15 protein-coding genes, 1 pseudogene and 1 riboswitch are annotated in these 18467 nt (G+C 67.9%); of the genes and pseudogenes, 5 read left to right on the top strand and 11 right to left on the bottom strand.

Features of this window, described 5'->3' with window-relative positions; all coding sequences use genetic code 11:
• Nucleotides 1-70: 70 nt before the first annotated feature.
• Nucleotides 71-1285: a helix-turn-helix transcriptional regulator gene (locus AC1AYN_RS01850; protein WP_476531721.1), complete on the top strand. Its 1215-nt coding sequence runs from the start codon at nucleotides 71-73 to the stop codon at nucleotides 1283-1285.
• Here the strand turns inward: AC1AYN_RS01850 and AC1AYN_RS01845 are convergent.
• From AC1AYN_RS01845 to AC1AYN_RS01810, 8 genes are all read right to left on the bottom strand, one after another.
• Complete coding sequence (locus tag AC1AYN_RS01845; RefSeq protein WP_476531719.1) at nucleotides 1198-2196, bottom strand: RluA family pseudouridine synthase; 999 nt, start codon at nucleotides 2194-2196, stop codon at nucleotides 1198-1200. The two genes, AC1AYN_RS01850 and AC1AYN_RS01845, sit on opposite strands and share 88 nt — an antisense overlap.
• Nucleotides 2193-2750, bottom strand: coding sequence for a signal peptidase II (locus AC1AYN_RS01840; protein ID WP_476531717.1), 558 nt, complete (start codon nucleotides 2748-2750; stop codon nucleotides 2193-2195). Before AC1AYN_RS01840 ends, AC1AYN_RS01845 begins: the two co-directional genes overlap by 4 nt.
• Before the next feature lie 26 nt (nucleotides 2751-2776).
• Nucleotides 2777-4135 (bottom strand): DivIVA domain-containing protein, encoded by a 1359-nt coding sequence (locus AC1AYN_RS01835; protein WP_476501999.1) that lies wholly within the window; start codon nucleotides 4133-4135, stop codon nucleotides 2777-2779.
• Between the two features lie 138 nt (nucleotides 4136-4273).
• On the bottom strand, nucleotides 4274-4555 hold the full coding sequence (locus tag AC1AYN_RS01830; RefSeq protein ID WP_476531715.1) for a YggT family protein: 282 nt from the start codon (nucleotides 4553-4555) through the stop codon (nucleotides 4274-4276).
• Nucleotides 4556-4672: 117 nt separating this feature from the next.
• Complete coding sequence (locus AC1AYN_RS01825; protein WP_476502001.1) at nucleotides 4673-5176, bottom strand: cell division protein SepF; 504 nt, start codon at nucleotides 5174-5176, stop codon at nucleotides 4673-4675.
• A 37-nt stretch (nucleotides 5177-5213) separates the two neighbouring features.
• Entirely contained in the window at nucleotides 5214-6590 is a 1377-nt protein-coding gene (ftsZ, locus tag AC1AYN_RS01820; protein ID WP_476531713.1) for a cell division protein FtsZ, read from the bottom strand.
• Nucleotides 6591-6755: 165 nt separating this feature from the next.
• Nucleotides 6756-8003, bottom strand: a complete 1248-nt coding sequence (dusB, locus tag AC1AYN_RS01815) for a tRNA dihydrouridine synthase DusB (RefSeq protein WP_476531711.1) — start codon at nucleotides 8001-8003, stop codon at nucleotides 6756-6758.
• A 194-nt stretch (nucleotides 8004-8197) separates the two neighbouring features.
• Nucleotides 8198-9673 carry a glycine--tRNA ligase gene (locus tag AC1AYN_RS01810; RefSeq protein ID WP_476531710.1) on the bottom strand — a complete coding sequence of 492 codons (1476 nt, stop codon included), beginning with the start codon at nucleotides 9671-9673 and terminating at the stop codon, nucleotides 8198-8200.
• Nucleotides 9674-9855: 182 nt separating this feature from the next.
• Nucleotides 9856-9965: riboswitch (TPP riboswitch) on the top strand.
• On the opposite strand from AC1AYN_RS01810, the gene thiM reads away from it, so the two are divergent.
• Together thiM and thiC are read left to right on the top strand one after the other, a co-directional pair.
• Nucleotides 9958-10860: a hydroxyethylthiazole kinase gene (thiM, locus tag AC1AYN_RS01805; RefSeq protein ID WP_476531708.1), complete on the top strand. Its 903-nt coding sequence runs from the start codon at nucleotides 9958-9960 to the stop codon at nucleotides 10858-10860. (Overlaps the previous riboswitch by 8 nt.)
• 136 nt (nucleotides 10861-10996) lie before the next feature.
• Nucleotides 10997-13738 carry a phosphomethylpyrimidine synthase ThiC gene (thiC, locus tag AC1AYN_RS01800; protein WP_476531706.1) on the top strand — a complete coding sequence of 914 codons (2742 nt, stop codon included), beginning with the start codon at nucleotides 10997-10999 and terminating at the stop codon, nucleotides 13736-13738.
• 103 nt (nucleotides 13739-13841) lie between these two features.
• Here the strand turns inward: thiC and AC1AYN_RS01795 are convergent, their stop codons facing one another.
• A complete protein-coding gene (locus AC1AYN_RS01795; protein WP_476502043.1) occupies nucleotides 13842-15050 on the bottom strand; it encodes an AAA family ATPase in 1209 nt (402 codons plus the stop codon).
• 167 nt (nucleotides 15051-15217) lie between these two features.
• Here AC1AYN_RS01795 and thiD point away from each other — a divergent pair, with 167 nt between their 5' ends.
• A complete protein-coding gene (gene thiD / locus AC1AYN_RS01790; protein ID WP_476531704.1) occupies nucleotides 15218-16024 on the top strand; it encodes a bifunctional hydroxymethylpyrimidine kinase/phosphomethylpyrimidine kinase in 807 nt (268 codons plus the stop codon).
• Between the two features lie 21 nt (nucleotides 16025-16045).
• Nucleotides 16046-16495 carry a thiamine-binding protein gene (locus tag AC1AYN_RS01785; RefSeq protein WP_476531702.1) on the top strand — a complete coding sequence of 150 codons (450 nt, stop codon included), beginning with the start codon at nucleotides 16046-16048 and terminating at the stop codon, nucleotides 16493-16495.
• 167 nt (nucleotides 16496-16662) lie between these two features.
• Here AC1AYN_RS01785 and gmk read toward each other — a convergent pair whose 3' ends face one another.
• Nucleotides 16663-17247, bottom strand: a complete 585-nt coding sequence (gene gmk, locus AC1AYN_RS01780) for a guanylate kinase (RefSeq protein WP_476502044.1) — start codon at nucleotides 17245-17247, stop codon at nucleotides 16663-16665.
• A gap of 306 nt (nucleotides 17248-17553) precedes the next feature.
• Nucleotides 17554-18462: pseudogene (pyrF, locus tag AC1AYN_RS01775) on the bottom strand (orotidine-5'-phosphate decarboxylase); the annotation flags it as partial.
• Between the last annotated feature and the right edge of the window lie 5 nt (nucleotides 18463-18467).

Here is an 18467-nt window from a genome sequence, read left to right as displayed (position 1 = left end):
CTGTTCAGGGCCTTTCGGCCACGGGCGTAGGATGGTGTTCACCGATGAGGGTCGCAGGAAGGGAGCCGGCATGACTCGTAAGGCCGATGGCGCCGCGGCGGGGGCCGCCCGCGCGCCCAAAACGCCCACCGCACAGATCGTGGTGGAGATCATCGAACTGCTCGCGGCGCATACGGACCGCGAGCACGGGCTCACCGCCTCGGAGATCGCGCAGACGCTGGGGGTGAACGAGAAGACCGTGCGCAACCATCTGCGCGCGTTCGAGTCCATGACGCCGATCGGCCGCAAGGTCGGGCATCTCGACCGCGCCGATCTCGTGCACGCGGAAAGCCCCGACCCGCGCCCCGGCTGGTACATCGACCCGGTCTTCGACACCGCGCAGATGCGGCTGCTCACCGACGGCGTGATGCTCTCCCGCCCGGACGGCGAATACCTGCGCGACCTCATCGCGAAGATCTACTCGTTCGCCGGGCGTTCCGGCCAGCTACGCGGCCTGAGCAGGCTCGAGACGCCGAAGAACTACAACACGGAGTTCCTCAACAACATCGAGGTGCTCAACGACGCGATCGACCATGAGCGCGTCATCGAATTCCACTACTGCACGTACGACACGGACGGCGTGCTCGTGCCCCGCCGCGACGCCACCGGCAGGGCGCGCGTATACCGGGCCGACCCGTACCATCTCATGTACAAGAACAACATGTACTATCTCGTGTGCCACATGCACATCTACGACGGGCTGGCCTACCTGCACGTGGACCGTCTGCGCGACCTGAGGATCGACGACGCCGACCATTCCGTCTCGCATCGTCTCGACGATTTCAGCGACACGCCCGGCGAGCCGTTCGACATCGACCGGCATATGGCGGAGCGCCCCTACCCGGTGAAGGGCCCCGCGGTGCCGATCCGCATGCGCATCGCCGGCCCCCTGGAGCCGTTGTTCGACTGGTTCGACGACGCGCAGGTCACCCGGCTCCCGCAGCCTCCCGCAGGAACGGCGGCGAGGGACGGCGCAGGCGGGAAACGCGCGAAAGGCGCGAAAGGCGCGGAGCCCGTCTACGAGGTACGGGTCCGCGCCAACGAGAAGGCCACCCTGTGGTGGGCGCTGCAGTATGCGGACGGCGGGAACATCGAGATCCTCGAGCCGCAGTCCCTGCGCGACAGCCTGCGCGAGGTGGGCGAACGCCTCGCCCGCACCTATGCCGCGAACGGGTCCGCGGCGGGTGCCTCCGCATCCGCGGTCTCCGACGCCGTCTCGGCATCCGCTGCCGGCGCTTCCGCGTGACGGGCGCGCATCACGTCGAGCGCATGCTCCAGATCGGCCGGATAGCTTGACGTGACGGTCGTCCACACGTGCGTGCGCGGGTGACGGAACTCCAGCTGCATCGCGTGCAGCCATTGGCGTTCCAAGCCGAGCTCGGCGGCCAGCACCGGGTTCGCGCCGTACATGTGGTCGCCGGCGAGCGGATGCCCGATCGACGAGAAATGCACGCGGATCTGGTGCGTGCGACCGGTCTCGAGGTTCACGGAGACGAGCGTCGCCTCCGAACCGAACCGCTCCATCACGTCCCAATGCGTGACGGCGGGCTTGCCCGACGGTGTCACGCAGAAGCGGAAATCGGAGACCTTCGCTCGCCCGATCGGCGCGTCGATGGTCGCCTTGTCCTGTCTGAGCGAGCCCTGCACGAGCGCGTGATACGTCTTGACGACCTCGTGTCCGGCGAACTGCCGACGCATCTCCACATACGCGAGATCGGATTTGCATACAAGCATGAGGCCGCTCGTGCCCACGTCGAGCCGTGAGACGATGCCCTCGCGCCCGGCGGCGCCGTAGGAGGTGATGTGCACGCCGCGGTCGCGCAGCGAGCCGAGCACGGTCGGTCCGGTCCAGCCGACGGACGCGTGCGCGGCGACGCCGACCGGCTTGTCGACCACGACCACGTCGTCGTCCTCGTAGACGACGGCCATGTCCGTGGCGATCGGCTCCGGCGCCTTGCGCTCCTCGACGAGATCGAATTCGACGGTCTCCCCCGCCTGCAGGATGCCGGATTTCGCGATGGAGCGGTCGAGCACCTTCGCCTGTCCGGTGTCGATGAGTTCGGCGGCCTTCGAACGGGAGACGCCGAGCATCTTGGAGACGGCCACGTCGAACCGCCTGCCGACCAGCGCGTCGGGCGCCGGCGCGAGGCGGCTCATGCGACGCCGCCTTCCGCGCCTTCGCCGTCCGCCACGGCGGCGGCGCGATTCCCCGCCTTCCCGCCGTCACGGGCGCCGAACGGCACGTCGAAGAGGATCATGAGCACGATGGCCACGCCGGCGGCCATGAGGAAGATGTCCGCCACGTTGCCCACGGACCATCCGTAGTTGAGGAAGTCGACGACCTTGCCGTCGAGGAAGCCCGACGCGTAGACGACGCGGTCGATGAGATTGCCGAGCGCGCCGGCGAACGCCAACGCGAACGCCGCCGACCATGCCGTCGACGCGGTCCGCCACGCGAGCGCGGCGAGCACGACGCAGGCGACGATGGCGAGCAGCGAGATCACCCACGTGGCGCCCGATCCGAAGCCGAGGGACGCGCCCGGGTTGCGTACCAGCGTGAGCGACAGCAGGCCGGGGATGACGCGCACGGTGCGACCGTCCGACAGCGCGGACAGCGCCCACAGTTTCGTGAGCTGGTCGACGGCCAGCGCGATGACGGTGACGCAAGCAAAGACGGCCACGCGAATGCGCGGCCGTCCATGATGAACCATGTTCATACCGGGATGCGTACCTGCAATCAGTCGCCGGACTGCTCGGTCTGGCTGTAGGTGTTGTTGTCCGACACCTGGTTGACCAGCTGGCCGAGGAACTCGGTGAGGCGGGCGCGGTACTCGGTCTCGAACTGCTTGAGGCCCTGGATGTTGCCCTCGATGGCCTTGGCCTCGTGGGTCAGGTTCTCACGCACCTGGTTCGCGTAGTCGTCGGCGGCGGTACGGGTCTTCTTGCCGTAGTCCTCGGCCTCGTTGCGGGTCTTGACGCCGTAGTCGTCGGCTTCCTTGCGGGTCTGCTTGCCGTACTCGTCGGCGGCGGTGCGGACCTTCTGGTCGTACTCGGCGGCGCGGCGCTGGACCTCGGCCTCGTACTGGTCGGCCTCGTTGTGCTTGGTGCCGAGGTAGGTGTCGGCGTCCTGACGGGTCTTGACCGAGTAGGCGTCGGCGTCGGAGCGGGTGCGCTTCGAGTAGGCGTCGGCGTCGGAGTGGACGCGCTTGTTGTACTCGTCGGCCTCGGTGCGGGTGCGGTTGGAGTAGTCGTTGGCCTTGCCGATCAGGTCGTTGTAGTCGTTCTGGCTCTTCTCGGTGATCTCCTTGGCCTTCGCCTTGCCCTTGTCCACATACTGGTCATGCAGCTGCATGGCGAGGGTGAGCATGGCGGTCGCGCGCTCCGGCTCGCTGCCGGCACCGACGGCCGCGCCGGCGATCTTGCGCAGGGAGCCGGTCTCGGTGTCGGGCTCGACCTTGGCGACCTGCTCGCGCAGCTGGTTCTCGCGCTTCTTGGACTCCTCGAGCTGGCGGGTGAGCTCCTGGACCTGCTGCGCCTGCTGCTGCAGACCGGAGGCCTGCTGCTGGAAGGCGGCGATCTTGCGGGACATGTCCTCGGCCTGGGCGCGGAACTGGTCGCGCTCCTTCTGGACGGCCGCGATCTGCTGGGCGACGGCGTCCTGGTTGCCGGAGGCCTGGGCGGCCTGGGCGGTGAGCTGGTCGATCTGCGCGTTGAGCTGGTCGACCTGGGCCTTGAGCTGCTCGTTCTGGGAGGAGAGGGCCTTGTTGGAGGACTCCGCCTCGGCCAGCTTGGCCGCGACGGCCTGCGCCTGGTCGCCACCGGCGGCCGCCTGCTTGGCGGCGTCCTTGAGCTTGTCGTTCTCGTCCTGGAGCTGCTGCACCGTTGCATTCAGCTCGGAGATCTTCTTGTTCAGGGCGGTCACATCCGGACCCAGCGCCTGGGTCGACTGGCCGGCGACCGCCTGCTTGCCGAGCGCCTCGACGGTCTCGGTGACCTGGTCGAGGAAATCGTCGACCTCGTCGACGTCGTATCCTTCCTTGAAGCGCACCGTCTGGAACGTGCGCTCCCTGATGTCCTTAGGCGTCAACAGAGCCATAAATCCACACCTCGCTTTGGGGCTGTGCCTCGCTTACGTTGGTATCAACACATGACATTAGCACGTCCCCCCAGCATTCATGCAGTATTTCCGCGTTTGCGGACGGATGACACGCCCATGGGCGCGCTCACGGGCCGGTCAGATGAGCGCGCGGAGCACCACGAGGACGAAGTACAGGACGATGAAGCTCATGTCGAGCGCGACGGCGCCGAGACGCAGCGGCGGGATGTAGCGGCGCAGCCATTTCAGCGGCGGCTCGGTGACGCTGTACACGATGTCGATGAGCTTGGCGACGAGGCCCCTCGGATACCAGCGGGGCGCGAGCAGCGCCGCCCAGTCGAGGATCATGCGGATGAACAGCACGGTGATGTAGGCGTCGATAAGACCGTCGACGATGCGCGTCAGGATGAGGAACAGCATGCCTCCACCGTATCAGCCCCGCTGGGAACAGGCTGGGTGTTCGCTGATGACATACCGAAACGTCCCCGCGGCTTTCGGCTACGGGGACGTGGAAGGGCGATGCGGGGACCGTGTGGCTCAGTCGGCGAACAGGTCGCGCGCGCTGTTGGCGTTGGCCGATTCCTCGACCTTGATGTTCACCTGTGACGGGCTCAGCAGGAACACGCGCGGCGTGACCCGCTCCATCGAACCGTGCACGCCGAACACCACGCCGGCGGAGAAGTCCACGATGCGGTAGGCGACGGCCTCGGGCACGCCCGTCAGGTTGAGCACGACCGGCACGCCGTCGCGAATCGCGCGGCCGACCATCTGCGCGTCCTCGTAGGACTTCGGATGGATGGTCGTGATGCGGCTGAGACGCCCCTGGAACGGGTTGGCGACGCGCGTGGACGAGGACGGGGACGAGGCGGCCGACGCCGGGACGGCGGGCTTCGTCGGCATCGGGGTCACCGTATGGTCGGAGTCGAACGAACCCGCGGGTTCCGGGGTCTCCGGTTCCTCGTCGATGTCGAAATCGTCATCGTTCTCGGAGACGTCGGACATGCCCAGATAGGACATCGCGTTCTTCATGAACCCTGCCATGGCTTAACCCTTTCTCGTCGTCGTTGTCGTCTTGCCGTCAGCGCAGGAAATCGGGGATGTCGAGGTCTCCGGCCGGATCGTTCGCGTCGGGCGCGTACGGGTACTCCTGGTAGGGGTTCCGGTAGTGGTACGGCTGCTGGGCCGGAATCCCGCCGGTGGTCGGGGCGAAGGTGAACGGCGACTGGTCGGGCTGGGCGGTGGACGGCTGCGGCGTGGCGGCCGGGGCCTGCTGCGGCTGCGCGGGGGACGGCGTGGCGGCCGGAGCCGCGGGAGCGGCGGGCTGGGCCTGCGGCGTGGCGGTCTGGGCCTGCTGAGGTTGCGCGGGGGCGGCCGGCTGGGCAGGAGCGGCGGGCTGCGCGGGGGCCTGCTGGGCGGCGGGAGCCGCGTCGCGGGCGGCCTTCGCCTGCTGGGCGGCGACGGCGAGCGGCTGCGCGTCGTTCACCTCGGCCTGTTCCTTGGCGGTGTCGAAGCCGGCGGCGATGACGGTGACGCGCACCTCGTCGCCGTAGGCGTCGTCAAGGGCGAGGCCCCAGATGATCTGGGCCTCGGGGTGGATGGCCTTGCGCACGAGCTCGACGGCGGCGGAGGCCTCCTGCAGGCCGATGTCGGTCGGGCCGGCCACGTTGATGAGCGCGCCGTGGGCGCCTTCGATGCTCTCCTCGAGCAGCGGCGAGCTGATGGCCAGCTCGGCGGCCTGGGTGGCGCGGTCCTCGCCGCGCGCGGAACCGATGCCGAACAGCGCGGTGCCGGCGCCGCGCAGGATCGCGGTGACGTCGGAGAAGTCCACGTGGATGTACGAGTTGGAGGTGATGAGGTCGGTGATGCCCTGGACGCCGGACAGCAGCGCGGAATCCGCGGTCTTGAACGCGTCCATGATCGTAATGGAGCGGTCGGACAGCTCGAGCAGACGGTCGTTCGGAATGACGATGAGGGCGTCGACCTCCTGACGGAGGTTGTCGATGCCGAGCTCGGCGGAGGCGGCGCGCTGCGGGCCCTCGAACGAGAACGGACGGGTGACCACCGCGATGGTGAGCGCGCCCTGCTGGTGGGCGGCGCGCGCGACGATCGGGCTGGCACCGGTGCCGGTGCCGCCGCCCTCGCCGCAGGTGACGAACACCATGTCGGCGCCCTTGAGGGACTCCTCGATGTCGGACTGGTGGTCCTGCGCGGCCTTCGCGCCCTTCTCCGGGTCGGCGCCCGCGCCGAGGCCGCGGCTGGACTGGTCGGACAGGGAGATCTTCACATCGGCCTCGGAGCGCAGCAGGTCCTTGGCGTCGGTGTTGACGGCGATGAACTCAACGTTTTGAAGACCTTCGGCGATCATGCGGTTGACGGCGTTGCCGCCGGCACCGCCTACGCCGACGACCTTGATGTTGGTCTTGTCGTTGAACTCAGTCTGGGCGTTCTCGCTCACGTTTGGCTCCTGTCACTTCACGGTTACACCCTAGACTAGCGCAGGGCTCCCCCGTATTGTGTGATATTTTCGCGCGTGTAACGCGTATTTCACGGCGATGACGACGTTTTCATCACGCACCGCCTCCGACGTCGGTCCCGGGCGTCGGCTCCCGGTGCCATGGCGTCAGTAACCGGCGTCCATCGGGTCGTCGCCGAAGAGCGTCTCGCGCTCCTCGTGGCTGGTCGTGCGCGAATCGAGCCAGCCGTACGGCAGATGCACCTTCTTGGCGAACCGCACGCGCCCGCGCGGCTTGTCCACCACGCGCTCGGGGAACGTGACGTCCGGGTCGAGGCGCGCGATCTCGCGGTCCACGTCGGCCAGGGACTCGCATTCCATGAACGCCTTGCGCGTGGACCCGCCCACCGGGAACCCCTTGAGGTACCAGGCGATGTGCTTGCGTAGATCGTGCACGGCCATGCGCTCGTCGCCGTCGTAGAACTCGACGAGCAGGCCGGCATGGCGGCGGATCACGCGGCACACCTCGCCGAGCGTCGGGTTGAAGCGTTCGTCCGAGCCCTCGAAGGCGTGTTTGATGTCGGCGAACAGCCACGGGCGGCCCTGGCAGCCGCGGCCGATGGCCACGCCGTCGCATCCGGTCTCGCGGATCATCGCGAGCGCGTCGTCCGCGCCCCAGATGTCGCCGTTGCCGAACACGGGGATGTCGAGGCGTTCCTTGAGTTCGCCGATGCGGCTCCAATCGGAGTGCCCACCGTAGTATTCGGCGGTGGTGCGCGCGTGCAGCGTGACGGCCGCGCACCCCTCCTCCTGCGCGATATGGCCGGCTTCGAGGAAGGTCTCGTGGTCGTGGTCGATGCCGACGCGGATCTTCGCGGTGACCGGGATGCCGGCCTCGCCGCACACCTTGACGACGCGGCGGATGAGGTCCGTGTAGATGTCGGTCTTCCACGGCAACGCCGATCCGCCGCCGCGGCGCGTCACCTTGGGCACCGGGCAGCCGAAGTTCAGGTCCACGTGGTCGGCCATATGCTCGTCGACGACGATGCGCGCCGCCTGCTCGACGATGGCCGGGTTCACGCCGTACAACTGGAGCGAGCGCACGCGTTCGGAGGGCGCGAACCGGCACAGGCGCAGGGCCTTCGGGTTGCGGGCGACGAGCGCGCGGGCGGTGATCATCTCCGCCACGTACAGGCCGTCGGGCCCGTATTCCTCGCAGATCACGCGGAACGGCCAGTTGGTCACGCCGGCCATCGGCGAGAGCACGACGGGCGTCGGCACGCTGATGTTCCCGAGCCTGACCGGCGCGATGGCCGGGGCGGGTTCGCCGGCCGCGCGGCGCGGCGCGTCCGTGCGTGGGTCGAGATCGTCCGTCTCGTGCGGCGCGTTGATGATGGTTTCGGTGATGTCGCTCACTGTCACAGGCCTTCCGCTCGTTGCTGGGGTTCGGGACATGCAGGCCCCCTCTGACGAGGGGGCTGTCATCCGCGGGATGACTGGGGGAGAGACTGCGGCGCGTCGGCCGCTCCTTCTCTCCCCCACCCGGCCGAGCCGGGAGCCCCCTCGTCAGAGGGGGCCATTGCCGCCGCCTTCCGGCGACGTATCGCCGATCAGTACAGGCCGCCGGCCTCGTTGATCCTGACGGAGTCCGGCCAGGCCTCGCCACCCATGGCGACCGGCTTCATCGGCACGCGGGTGCGCTTCTCGCCGATGCGGGCGTCCACGTATTCGGCGACCTTGTCCAGCGAGACGCGCTCCTGGTTCATCGTGTCGCGGTCGCGGATCGTCACGGCGTGGTCGTCGAGCGTGTCGAAGTCGACGGTGATGCACAGCGGGGTGCCGATCTCGTCCTCGCGGCGGTAGCGGCGACCGATGGCGCCGGACTCGTCGTAGTCGATCATCCACTCGTTCTGGCGCAGGTCGGCGGCCAGGTCCTGGGCGACGGACTGCAGCTGCGGCTTCTTGCTCAGCGGCAGCACGGCGGCCTTGACCGGGGCGAGGCGCGGGTCGAGGCGCAGGACGGTGCGCTTGTCGACGCCGCCCTTGGTGTTCGGCGCCTCGTCCACGTCGTAGGCGTCGACGAGGAAGCACATGAGGGAGCGGGTCAGGCCGGCGGCCGGCTCGATGACGTACGGGACGTACTTCTCGCCGGTGGCCTGGTTGAAGTAGCTCAGATCCTCGCCGGAGTGCTTGGCGTGCGCGGAAAGGTCGAAGTCGGTGCGGTTGGCCACGCCCTCGAGCTCGCCCCAGTCGGAGCCCTGGAAGCCGAACTTGTACTCGATGTCGACGGTGCGCTTCGAGTAGTGGGCCAGCTTGTCCTTCGGGTGCTCGTAGTGGCGCAGGTTCTCCGGCTTGACGCCGAGGTCCAGGTACCACTGGGTGCGGGCGTCGATCCAGTACTGGTGCCATTCCTCGTCGGTGCCGGGCTCGACGAAGAACTCCATCTCCATCTGCTCGAACTCGCGGGTGCGGAAGATGAAGTTGCCGGGCGTGATCTCGTTGCGGAAGGACTTGCCCATGTTGGCGATGCCGAACGGCGGCTTGGAACGCGAGGAGGTCATCACGTTCTTGAAGTCGACGAAGATGCCCTGCGCGGTCTCCGGACGCAGGTAGTGCAGGCTGTTCTCGTCCTCGACCGGGCCGAGGTGCGTGCGCAGCATCATGTTGAAGTCGCGCGGCTCGGTCCACTTGCCGCGGGTGCCGCAGTCGGGGCAGACGATGTCGGCCATGCCGTTCTCCGGCAGCTTGTCGCCGTGCTTCTCGGCGTAGGACTCCTGCAGCTTGTCGGCGCGGTTGCGCTTGTGGCAGTTCAGGCACTCGACCAGCGGGTCGTTGAACACGGCGACGTGGCCGGAGGCGACCCACACCGGGGTCGGCAGGATGATGGAGGTGTCGACGCCGACGACGTCGGGACGGGTGACGACCATCGAACGCCACCACTCGCGCTTGATATTGTCCTTCAGCGCGACGCCGAGCGGGCCGTAGTCCCAGGCGGAACGGGTCCCGCCGTAGATCTCGCCGGCGGGGAACACGAATCCGCGACGCTTCGCGAGGGACACGACTTCATCAAGTTTGGACTGAGCCACAATGCACCTTCTGGTTTGAACGGTTTGGGGTCTTACAACCCGTTCAGACTACCTGCATACGCCGACCGGCGAAAGGCCGCGCCACAACTACCACTCCGCCGCACGACACGCAAGAGGTGTGACGCGCTGGAATCCGTCTTCGTCACAGGTTGTCCATATAACCGCATAGCGTCGAATCCGATAACGCAATGCAGGGGAACCCGCAGCCACTCGGCGGGTTGAGATGGGCGCGACGCCCGACCCTTTGAACCTGTTGGTTAAGACCAGCGTAGGGAGCAGTGAATATGAGCGAATCATCGCAGGCAACCACGGCGGACCGCGACGACGCGGACGTCGCCGCATTGAAGGCGCGCATCAGGAAGGCCTCCGAGGCGGTGCGCGAGCGCACGCCGATGGCGCAGTCGTTCACGAACTTCGTGACCATCAACCTCGTCGCCAACGCGCAACTCGCCGCCGGCGGCGCCGCCGCGATGAGCTTCCTGCCGGACGACGTGATCGACACCGCGACCATGTCCGGCGCCGACTACGTCAACGTGGGCACGCTGCTGCCCTTCTATAAGGACGCGCTGCCGAAGATCGCGCGCGCCTTCCACAAGACCGGGCACAAGTGGGTGCTCGACCCGGTGGCCGCCGGCATCGGCTCGACGCGCACCGAGATCCTGCGCGCCTTCCGCGCCGCTCCCCCGACCATCGTGCGCGGCAACGCCTCCGAGATCATCGCTTTGGCGACGATGTGGGGCCTCGTCTCCCCCGACGACGCGACCCGGCCGGCCGGCGTCGAATCCGTCGACGAGGTCGAGGCCGCCGTCGAACCGGCGAAGGCGCTCGCCCGCTTCCTCGCCGCGTCCGCGCCGGAAGGCGAGGCCGCCGTCGCCGTCTCCGGAAAGGCCGATCTCGTCACCGACGGCGAGACCGTCTACCGTCTTCCCGGCGGCAGCGCGATGATGGCGAAGATCACCGGCGCCGGATGCTCGCTCGGCGGAGTGACCGCCGTCTACCTCGCCGTCACGGACCCGCTGACCGCGGCGCTCGCCGCGACGGCGCTCTACGACCGCGCCGGCGAGGCCGCCGAGCAGGTCTCGAACGGCCCCGGATCGTTCCAGGTCGCCTTCCTCGACGCCCTCTGGAACACCACCCCCGACCAGATCGCCTCCAGCCCGATCCTCACATCCCCCGGCTCCCTCTGACGAGGGAGCTGTCGACCGCAGGGCGACTGAGGGAGAGACCCTTCCCGCCGGCGGGAAGAAAAACAGGACTTGTCTCCTCCCATCCGGGAGGAGACCGCAAAACTTCCACCAACCAATCAACAAGGAACAGGAACACATGAGCAACGAATATCCCTACGCGTCCATGCGCGATTCGTTCGACCTCTCCGCGTACTTCGTGGTCGGGCCGGACGACTGCAAGGGCCGCCCGCTGACCGACGTGGTCGACCAGGCCCTGCACGGCGGCGCCACGTTCATCCAGCTGCGCGCCAAGGGCGCGGACGCCTCCGAACTGACCGAGATGGCCCGCGACGTGGCGCAGATCATCGAGGACGCCGGCAAGTCCGACACGGTCGCGTTCGTCATTGACGACCGCGCGGACGTCGTCTGGCAGGCCCGCCGCAAGGGCATCAAGGTCGACGGCGTGCACATCGGCCAGACCGACATGGAGCCGCGCGAGGCCCGCGCGCTGCTCGGCGACGAGGCGATTGTCGGCCTGTCCGCCGAGACCGAGTCGCTGGTCCGTCTCATCAACGAGCTGCCCGACGGCTGCATCGACTACATCGGCGCCGGCCCGCTGCACGTCTCCTCCACCAAGCCCGAGGCCTCGGTCGGCGGCAACGACGGCTCCGGCAAGACGCTCGACGCGCGCCAGATCGACACGATCTGCGCCGCCAGCGAGTTCCCGGTCGTGGTCGGCGGCGGCGTGACCGCGGCCGACATGGCCATGCTCGCCGGCACGAAGGCCGCCGGCTGGTTCGCGGTCTCCGCGATCGCGGGCGCCGACGACCCGGAGGCCGCCACCCGCGCGATGGTCGAGGGCTGGAAGGCCGTGCGCGGCGACAAGCGCCACGGCTACGCCCCGCGCATCGTCACCCACACGCCGGCCGTCGACACGCAGGCCGCGCAGGAGGGCGCCGCCGAGCCGGGCGCCGAGGCCACCGAGAAGAAGTTCACGAACGCGAAGGAGGCGAAGGAGGCGCAGAAGCTCGCCAAGCAGCAGCGCGTCGACATCGCCGCCCGTGGCTCGAAGCAGCGCGACAAGGCGCACATCCGCAAGACGAAGACCGTGCCGTTCTCCTACGAATACGGCTCCTACGACCTCGAAGTGCCGTACACGGAGATCAAGCTCTCCGACACGCCCGGCGTCGGCCCGAACCCGCCGTTCATCGACTACAACACCGAAGGCCCGAAGTGCGATCCGAAGGAGGGCCTGAAGCCCCTGCGCCTCGACTGGATCCGCGACCGCGGCGACATCGAGGACTACGAGGGCCGCGCCCGCAACCTGCAGGACGACGGCAAGCGCGCCATCAAGCGCGGCCGCGCCACGAAGGAATGGCGCGGACGCACGCACAAGCCGATGCGCGCCAAGGACCACCCGGTCACCCAGATGTGGTACGCCCGCCACGGCATCATCACCCCGGAGATGCAGTACGTCGCGACCCGCGAGAACTGCGACGTGGAGCTCGTGCGCTCCGAGCTGGCCGCCGGCCGCGCCGTCATGCCGTGCAACATCAACCACCCGGAGGCCGAGCCGATGATCATCGGCTCCCGCTTCCTCACCAAGCTCAACGCGAACATGGGCAACTCGGCCGTCACCTCGTCCATCGACGAGGAGGTCGAGAAACTCACGTGGGCCACCAAGTGGGGTGCCGACACCGTGATGGACCTGTCCACCGGCAACGACATCCACACCACCCGCGAGTGGATTCTGCGCAACTCCCCCGTGCCGATCGGCACCGTGCCGATGTACCAGGCGCTGGAGAAGGTCGAGGACGACGCCTCGAAGCTCAGCTGGGAGCTGTTCCGCGACACCGTGATCGAACAGTGCGAGCAGGGCGTCGACTACATGACGATCCACGCCGGCGTGCTGCTGCGCTACGTGCCGCTCACCGCGAACCGCGTCACCGGCATCGTCTCCCGCGGCGGCTCGATCATGGCCGACTGGTGCCTGCGCCACCATCAGGAGAGCTTCCTGTACACGCACTTCGACGAACTGTGCGACATCTTCGCCAAGTACGATGTGGCGTTCTCCCTCGGCGACGGTCTGCGCCCCGGCTCCCTCGCGGACGCCAACGACGCGGCGCAGCTCTCCGAACTGATGACGCTGGGCGAGCTCACCGAGCGCGCTTGGGCGAAGGACGTGCAGGTCATGATCGAGGGCCCGGGCCACGTGCCGTTCGACACGGTGCGCATGAACATCGAGCTGGAGAAGGCCGTGTGCAAGGGCGCCCCGTTCTACACCCTGGGACCGCTCACCACCGATACCGCCCCCGGCTACGACCACATCACCTCCGCGATCGGCGCCACCGAGATCGGCCGCTACGGCACCGCCATGCTGTGCTACGTGACCCCGAAGGAGCACCTGGGCCTGCCGAACAAGGACGACGTCAAGCAGGGCGTGATCGCCTACAAGATCGCCGCCCACGCGGCCGACATCGCCAAGCACCACCCGCACGCGCAGGACCGTGACGACGCGATCTCGAAGGCCCGCTTCGAGTTCCGTTGGCTCGACCAGTTCAACCTCTCCTACGATCCGGACACCGCGATCGCGTTCCACGACGACACGCTGCCCGCCGAGCCGGCCAAGATGGCGCACTTCTGCTCGATGTGCGGCCCGAAGTTCTGCTCGATGGCCATCTCGCAGAACATCCGCAAGGCGTTCGGCGGCGCGGCCGCCCAGGAGCAGATCGTGAAGGATTCGCTCGCCGGTGTGGCCGCCGACGCGCAGCCGGCCGCGGCCGACGGCGTCGTCTCCGCCAACGTGCTGAGCCCCGAGGAGATCCGCGCCGGCCTCGACGCGATGAGCGAGAAGTACACCGCCCAGGGCGGCAAGCTCTACACCACCGCCACCGAGTGACGGATTCCGGTCCCCACCGGTAGGATCCCTCCGGTCCGATACGTTGAAACCCCTCTCATCCGAGAGGGGTTTCAACGTATGCGGGGTCCCGTGCCAGCCTCCGCTAGCCCCGATGCGCGCGCAGCTCCGGGCGGCGTTCGACGCGTTCGAACGCGGTAATGAGGTCGGCGGCGCGGATCGCGGCGCGACGGTCCTTGGCGGCGACAAGCGCCGCCTCCGTCCAGATCGCGCACACTTCGGCGCCGCTCCAGCCTTCGGTGCGCCGCGCGATGTCCGCGAGGGGCAGCTCCCCTTCGGTCGAAAGCGCGCGCTCCTGCACTTCGAGGATTGCGAGACGGTCGTGCTCGCCCGGCATCGGGAACGGGATCTGCCAGTCGAACCGGCCGGGGCGCAGCAGCGCCGGATCGACGTCCTCGATGCGGTTCGTGGCGGCGACGACCACCACGTTGCCCTTGGACGCGAAACCGTCCATGAGCGTCAGCAACTGGGCGACGAGACGCTTGCCGACGCCGTTCGTATCGGTGTCGCGCGAGGAGGCGATCGAATCGATCTCGTCGAAGAAGATGATGGCGCGCTGGTCGGCCTGCGCGGCGGCGAAGATCATGCGCAGCGTCTCCTCGCTGTCGCCCACGTATTTGCTCACGATGGTCGGGCCGGAGACGAGGTAGAACTGCGCGTCGGCCACGTTGGCGATGATGCGCGCCAGATGCGTCTTGCCGGTGCCGGGCGCACCGGTGAAAATCACGCCCTTGATCGGCTTCGCACCGATGGCGCGCATCTGCACGCTGTTGCCGAGCTGCGTCTCGATGAGTTCCTTGGCGCGCGTGACGACCTGCTCGTAGCCGCCGAACGACGCGAACGTGAGGTCCGGATCGGCGCTCGGCGTGATCCGGTACTGTTTGATGTCGTCGTCGTGGTCGGATTCGCCGGGGCGGATGGCCGTCGGCCACAGCACGCGTTCGATGCCGAACAGGTCGGTGAACTCGACCGTGTTGCCGGGCATGATGTCCACCGGATAGTCGCCTTCGAGGAGTTCCAGCCCGTCCGAGGTCTCCAGCACGACCGCATCCTCCAATGCGCGGCGCACGACGCCGACGCGGGGCTTGATCGGCCAGACGGAGGCGGGCACCTTCGTGTAGAAGCCGTCGCCGACGAGCAGCACGTCGCCCACGTCGAACACCTCCTGACGCGGGAACGTGAGCTGCGTGCTCCGCCCGTTCGGCATCGTCGCGTAATAGGCGACGCGCCCCTCGTCGAATCCGGTGATGCGCGCCAGCACGCCGTCACGGCGCAACACGTCGTCGGACATGATTCCCCTCTCCCACTGCTCGGTTCCGGCCGTTGTCCCGGCCCGTTCCATCACACCACACAACCGCCCCGGAATCAAGGGAAATCCGAGGGAAGTCCAAGGCGGGGCGAGCCGGAAATCAACGGCGGAAACAGGTGAAAAACGAGTCTCCCCCGACTAAGCTGAACCGTATGTCAACACATGCAACCACGCTTCCCCCCGTGCTCGCGATCTCCGGTTCGGATTCGTCCGGCGGCGCGGGCATGCAGGCGGACCTGAAGACCATGCTCGCCAACGGCGTGTTCGGCATGAGCGCGATCACCGCACTCACCGCGCAGAACACGACCGGCGTGCGCTCCATCCAGGACACGGAGCCGACGATCCTCGCCGACCAGATCGACGCCGTGTTCGAGGATATCCCGCCGCTGGCGGTCAAGATCGGCATGGTGTCCGCGACGGACATCATCGACGTGATCGCCGACCGGCTCACGTTCCATCACGCGGCGAACGTCGTGCTCGACCCGGTCATGGTCGCCACGTCCGGCGCGAAGCTCATCAGCGACGACGCGATCGCCGCGTTGACGTCGAAGCTGTTCCCGCTCGCCACGGTCATCACGCCGAACATCCCCGAGGCGCAGGAGCTCACCGGCATGGCGATCGTCGACGCCGGTTCGATGGATGCTGCGGCGCGCGCCCTCGTCACGCGCTACGGCTGCGCGGCGCTCGTCAAGGGCGGCCATCACACGAACGACGCGAACGACGTGCTCGCCGAGACCGACGGCACAGTCACGTGGTTCGAGGGTTCGCGCGTCGACAATCCGAACACGCACGGCACCGGCTGCACGTTGAGCTCGGCGATCGCGTCGAATCTCGCGAAGGGCGAGACGCTGCCCGACGCGATCCGGCACGCGAAGGAGTATCTGACCGGCGCGCTGAACGCGATGCTCGATCTGGGCCACGGTTCCGGCCCGATGGACCACGCATGGCAGTGGCGGTGAGAGAGAGAAGGAGAAATGACGATGACGCAGAACGATGACGCCACCGGGCGCGACGCTTCGAACGCGCGCGACGCGGCGCTCGCCACGGCGACCGACCGTTTCGCCGTGAAGCAGGAGGTCCCCATCGACCCGAAGACCGGCAAGCCGTATCTCAACACGGTGGCCGCGATCCAGGTGTCGGTGACGGGCGCGGGATCCGAGGTCTCCCCCTACGTCTCGCAGGCGATCGAGGTGATCCGCGATTCGGGACTCCCGCAGGAGACGAACGCGCTGTTCACCGACGTGGAGGGCAACCTCGACGACGTGCTGCACGTGGCCGGCGAGGCCGCGAAGAAGCTCGCCGAGCAGGGCTACCGCACGAGCCTCGTGCTCCACATGGACATCCGCCCCGGTTTCACCGGCCAGCTCGCCGAGAAGCCGAAGCTCGCCGACCAGCTCATCGCCGACCGCAAGGCCGCCGCGGCGGAATAAGACGAAAACAAAAAAGCTCCCTCTGACGAGGGAGCTGGCCGCCGCAGGCGGTCTGAGGGAGAGATAGCCGCAACGTAACGTTCGCGGTATCTCTCCCTCAGTCTTGCTACGCAAGACAGCTCCCTCGTCAGAGGGAGCTTACGTATGTACGGGATGTACGGGAAGGCTCACGCCTCCTTGCCGTACTCCTTGGCGATGATGTCCCACAGCTGGTCGGCGGCCTGTTCGACGTTCTCGTTGACGATGGTCACGTCGAATTCGCTTTCCGCGGCGAGCTCCACCTTGGCGGTCTCGAGGCGGCGCTTGCGCTGCTCCTCGGTTTCGGTGCCACGGCCGGTGAGGCGGCGCACCAGCTCGTCGAAGCTCGGCGGGGCGATGAACACGGTCATCACCTCGAGTCCCAGCTCCTTGGCCTTCTCCTTGACGCGACGCGCGCCCTGCAGGTCGATCTCGAGAATCGTCGGCGTGCCGACGGCCATGTGGTCCTCGAGCGGCTTCAGCGGCGTGCCGTAGTGCGCGAGTCCGTGCACGAGCGCCGTCTCCAGGAACTCACCCGCCTTCTCCTTGGCGGCGAACTCCTCCTCGCTCATGAACCAGTAGTTGACGCCATTCACCTCGCCCGGGCGCGGGTCGCGCGTCGTGGCGGAGACGGACACCCAGATCTCCGGGTGCTTCTTACGCAGCGCGATCTCGACGGTGCCCTTGCCGACGCCGGCGGGACCGGTGAGCACGAGCAGACGGCCACCGCGCAGCGCCTGCGCGTCCGCTTCGGCCGTGGCTTCCGGCTGCGTGCCGGTGGCGGCCGCGGTTTCGCCCGCGGGAGCGGTCGTCGCGTCGGCTTGCGCCTCGGCGGCGGAATCAGCGGAAGCGGCGGTCTTATCGGTGTCGGTCACGGTGATGCTCTCCCTCGGCGCGTCCGCGCCGGTCGTCTCGGATGTTGCGGTTGCGCCGTGGTCGGACGTCCCGGCGGTCTCGGCAGGCGTCTGCGGCACGGGCGCGGCCTCGTCCGTCGCCGCCGCAACGGCCTTCTGCTGCTCCTGCGGCAGCTCGGCGACGCGCGTCGCCTCCATGAGCGCTTGACGCACGTCGAGCGAGATCGCCTCGGTGGCCTCGCTCAGCGCGGCGATGTCCGGTCCGTGGGAGGCGATGAAACGGGACACGGTGACGAGCACGTTGCCCTTCGTCCCCTTGAACACGGTGCGCAGGTCCTTCGCGTCGGCGCCCTGCCAGCCGTAGCCGGGCGAGAGGATCGGTCCGGTGAACTGGGCCGGGTCGACGCCGGTCTCGTTGATCCACTGGCCGATGGTCGCGCCGATGACGAGGCCGACGGAGCCCATGCCGTCCACGTTGCGGTTGTTCTTCTGCGCGGTGGCGGCGATGCCGTACGCCACCGTCTTGCCTTCATAGTCGCCGACCTGTCGGATGGCGCTTTGCAGGCTCTTGCCCTCCTCGTTGGAGGTGAGGGATGCGATGAACACGCCGCGCCCGTTGTCGAGCGCGTCGTCGATGAGGCCCTGCAGCGATCGCGCGCCGTAGTACGGCAGCAGCGTGATCGCGTCGGCCCTCAGCGGCGCGCCCGGCTTGAAGTAGGCGTCGGCGATGGCGGAGATCGTCGTGGACAGTCCGCCGTGCAGGCAGTCGACGATCGTGATGATGCCCATCTGGCGTGCCGCGTACAGCACGCGTTCCAGCGCGGCGAATCCCTTCGAGCCGTAACGCTCGAACATCGGCGACTGGAACTTGACGGCGGCGGCGCGTCCGTTCGCGGCCTGCAGCATGCGCATGGCGAACATCTCCGCGCCGTCGGCGTCGACGTTGTAGCCCCAATCGGTCAGGAGTTTCCGGTGTGGGTCGATGCCCACGCACAACGGACCGTACTTGTCCATCGAATTGCGCAGACGCAGACCGAAGTCCGAACGCCTGGCGAGCCGTTCCTTGTCCTGTTCCTCAATGGGGCTGTCACTCATCGCGA

Source organism: Bifidobacterium sp. LH_413 (assembly GCF_056357015.1).
The sequence above is the reverse complement of the archived record's forward strand: the minus strand, read 5'-3'. Positions and strand labels throughout refer to the sequence as shown.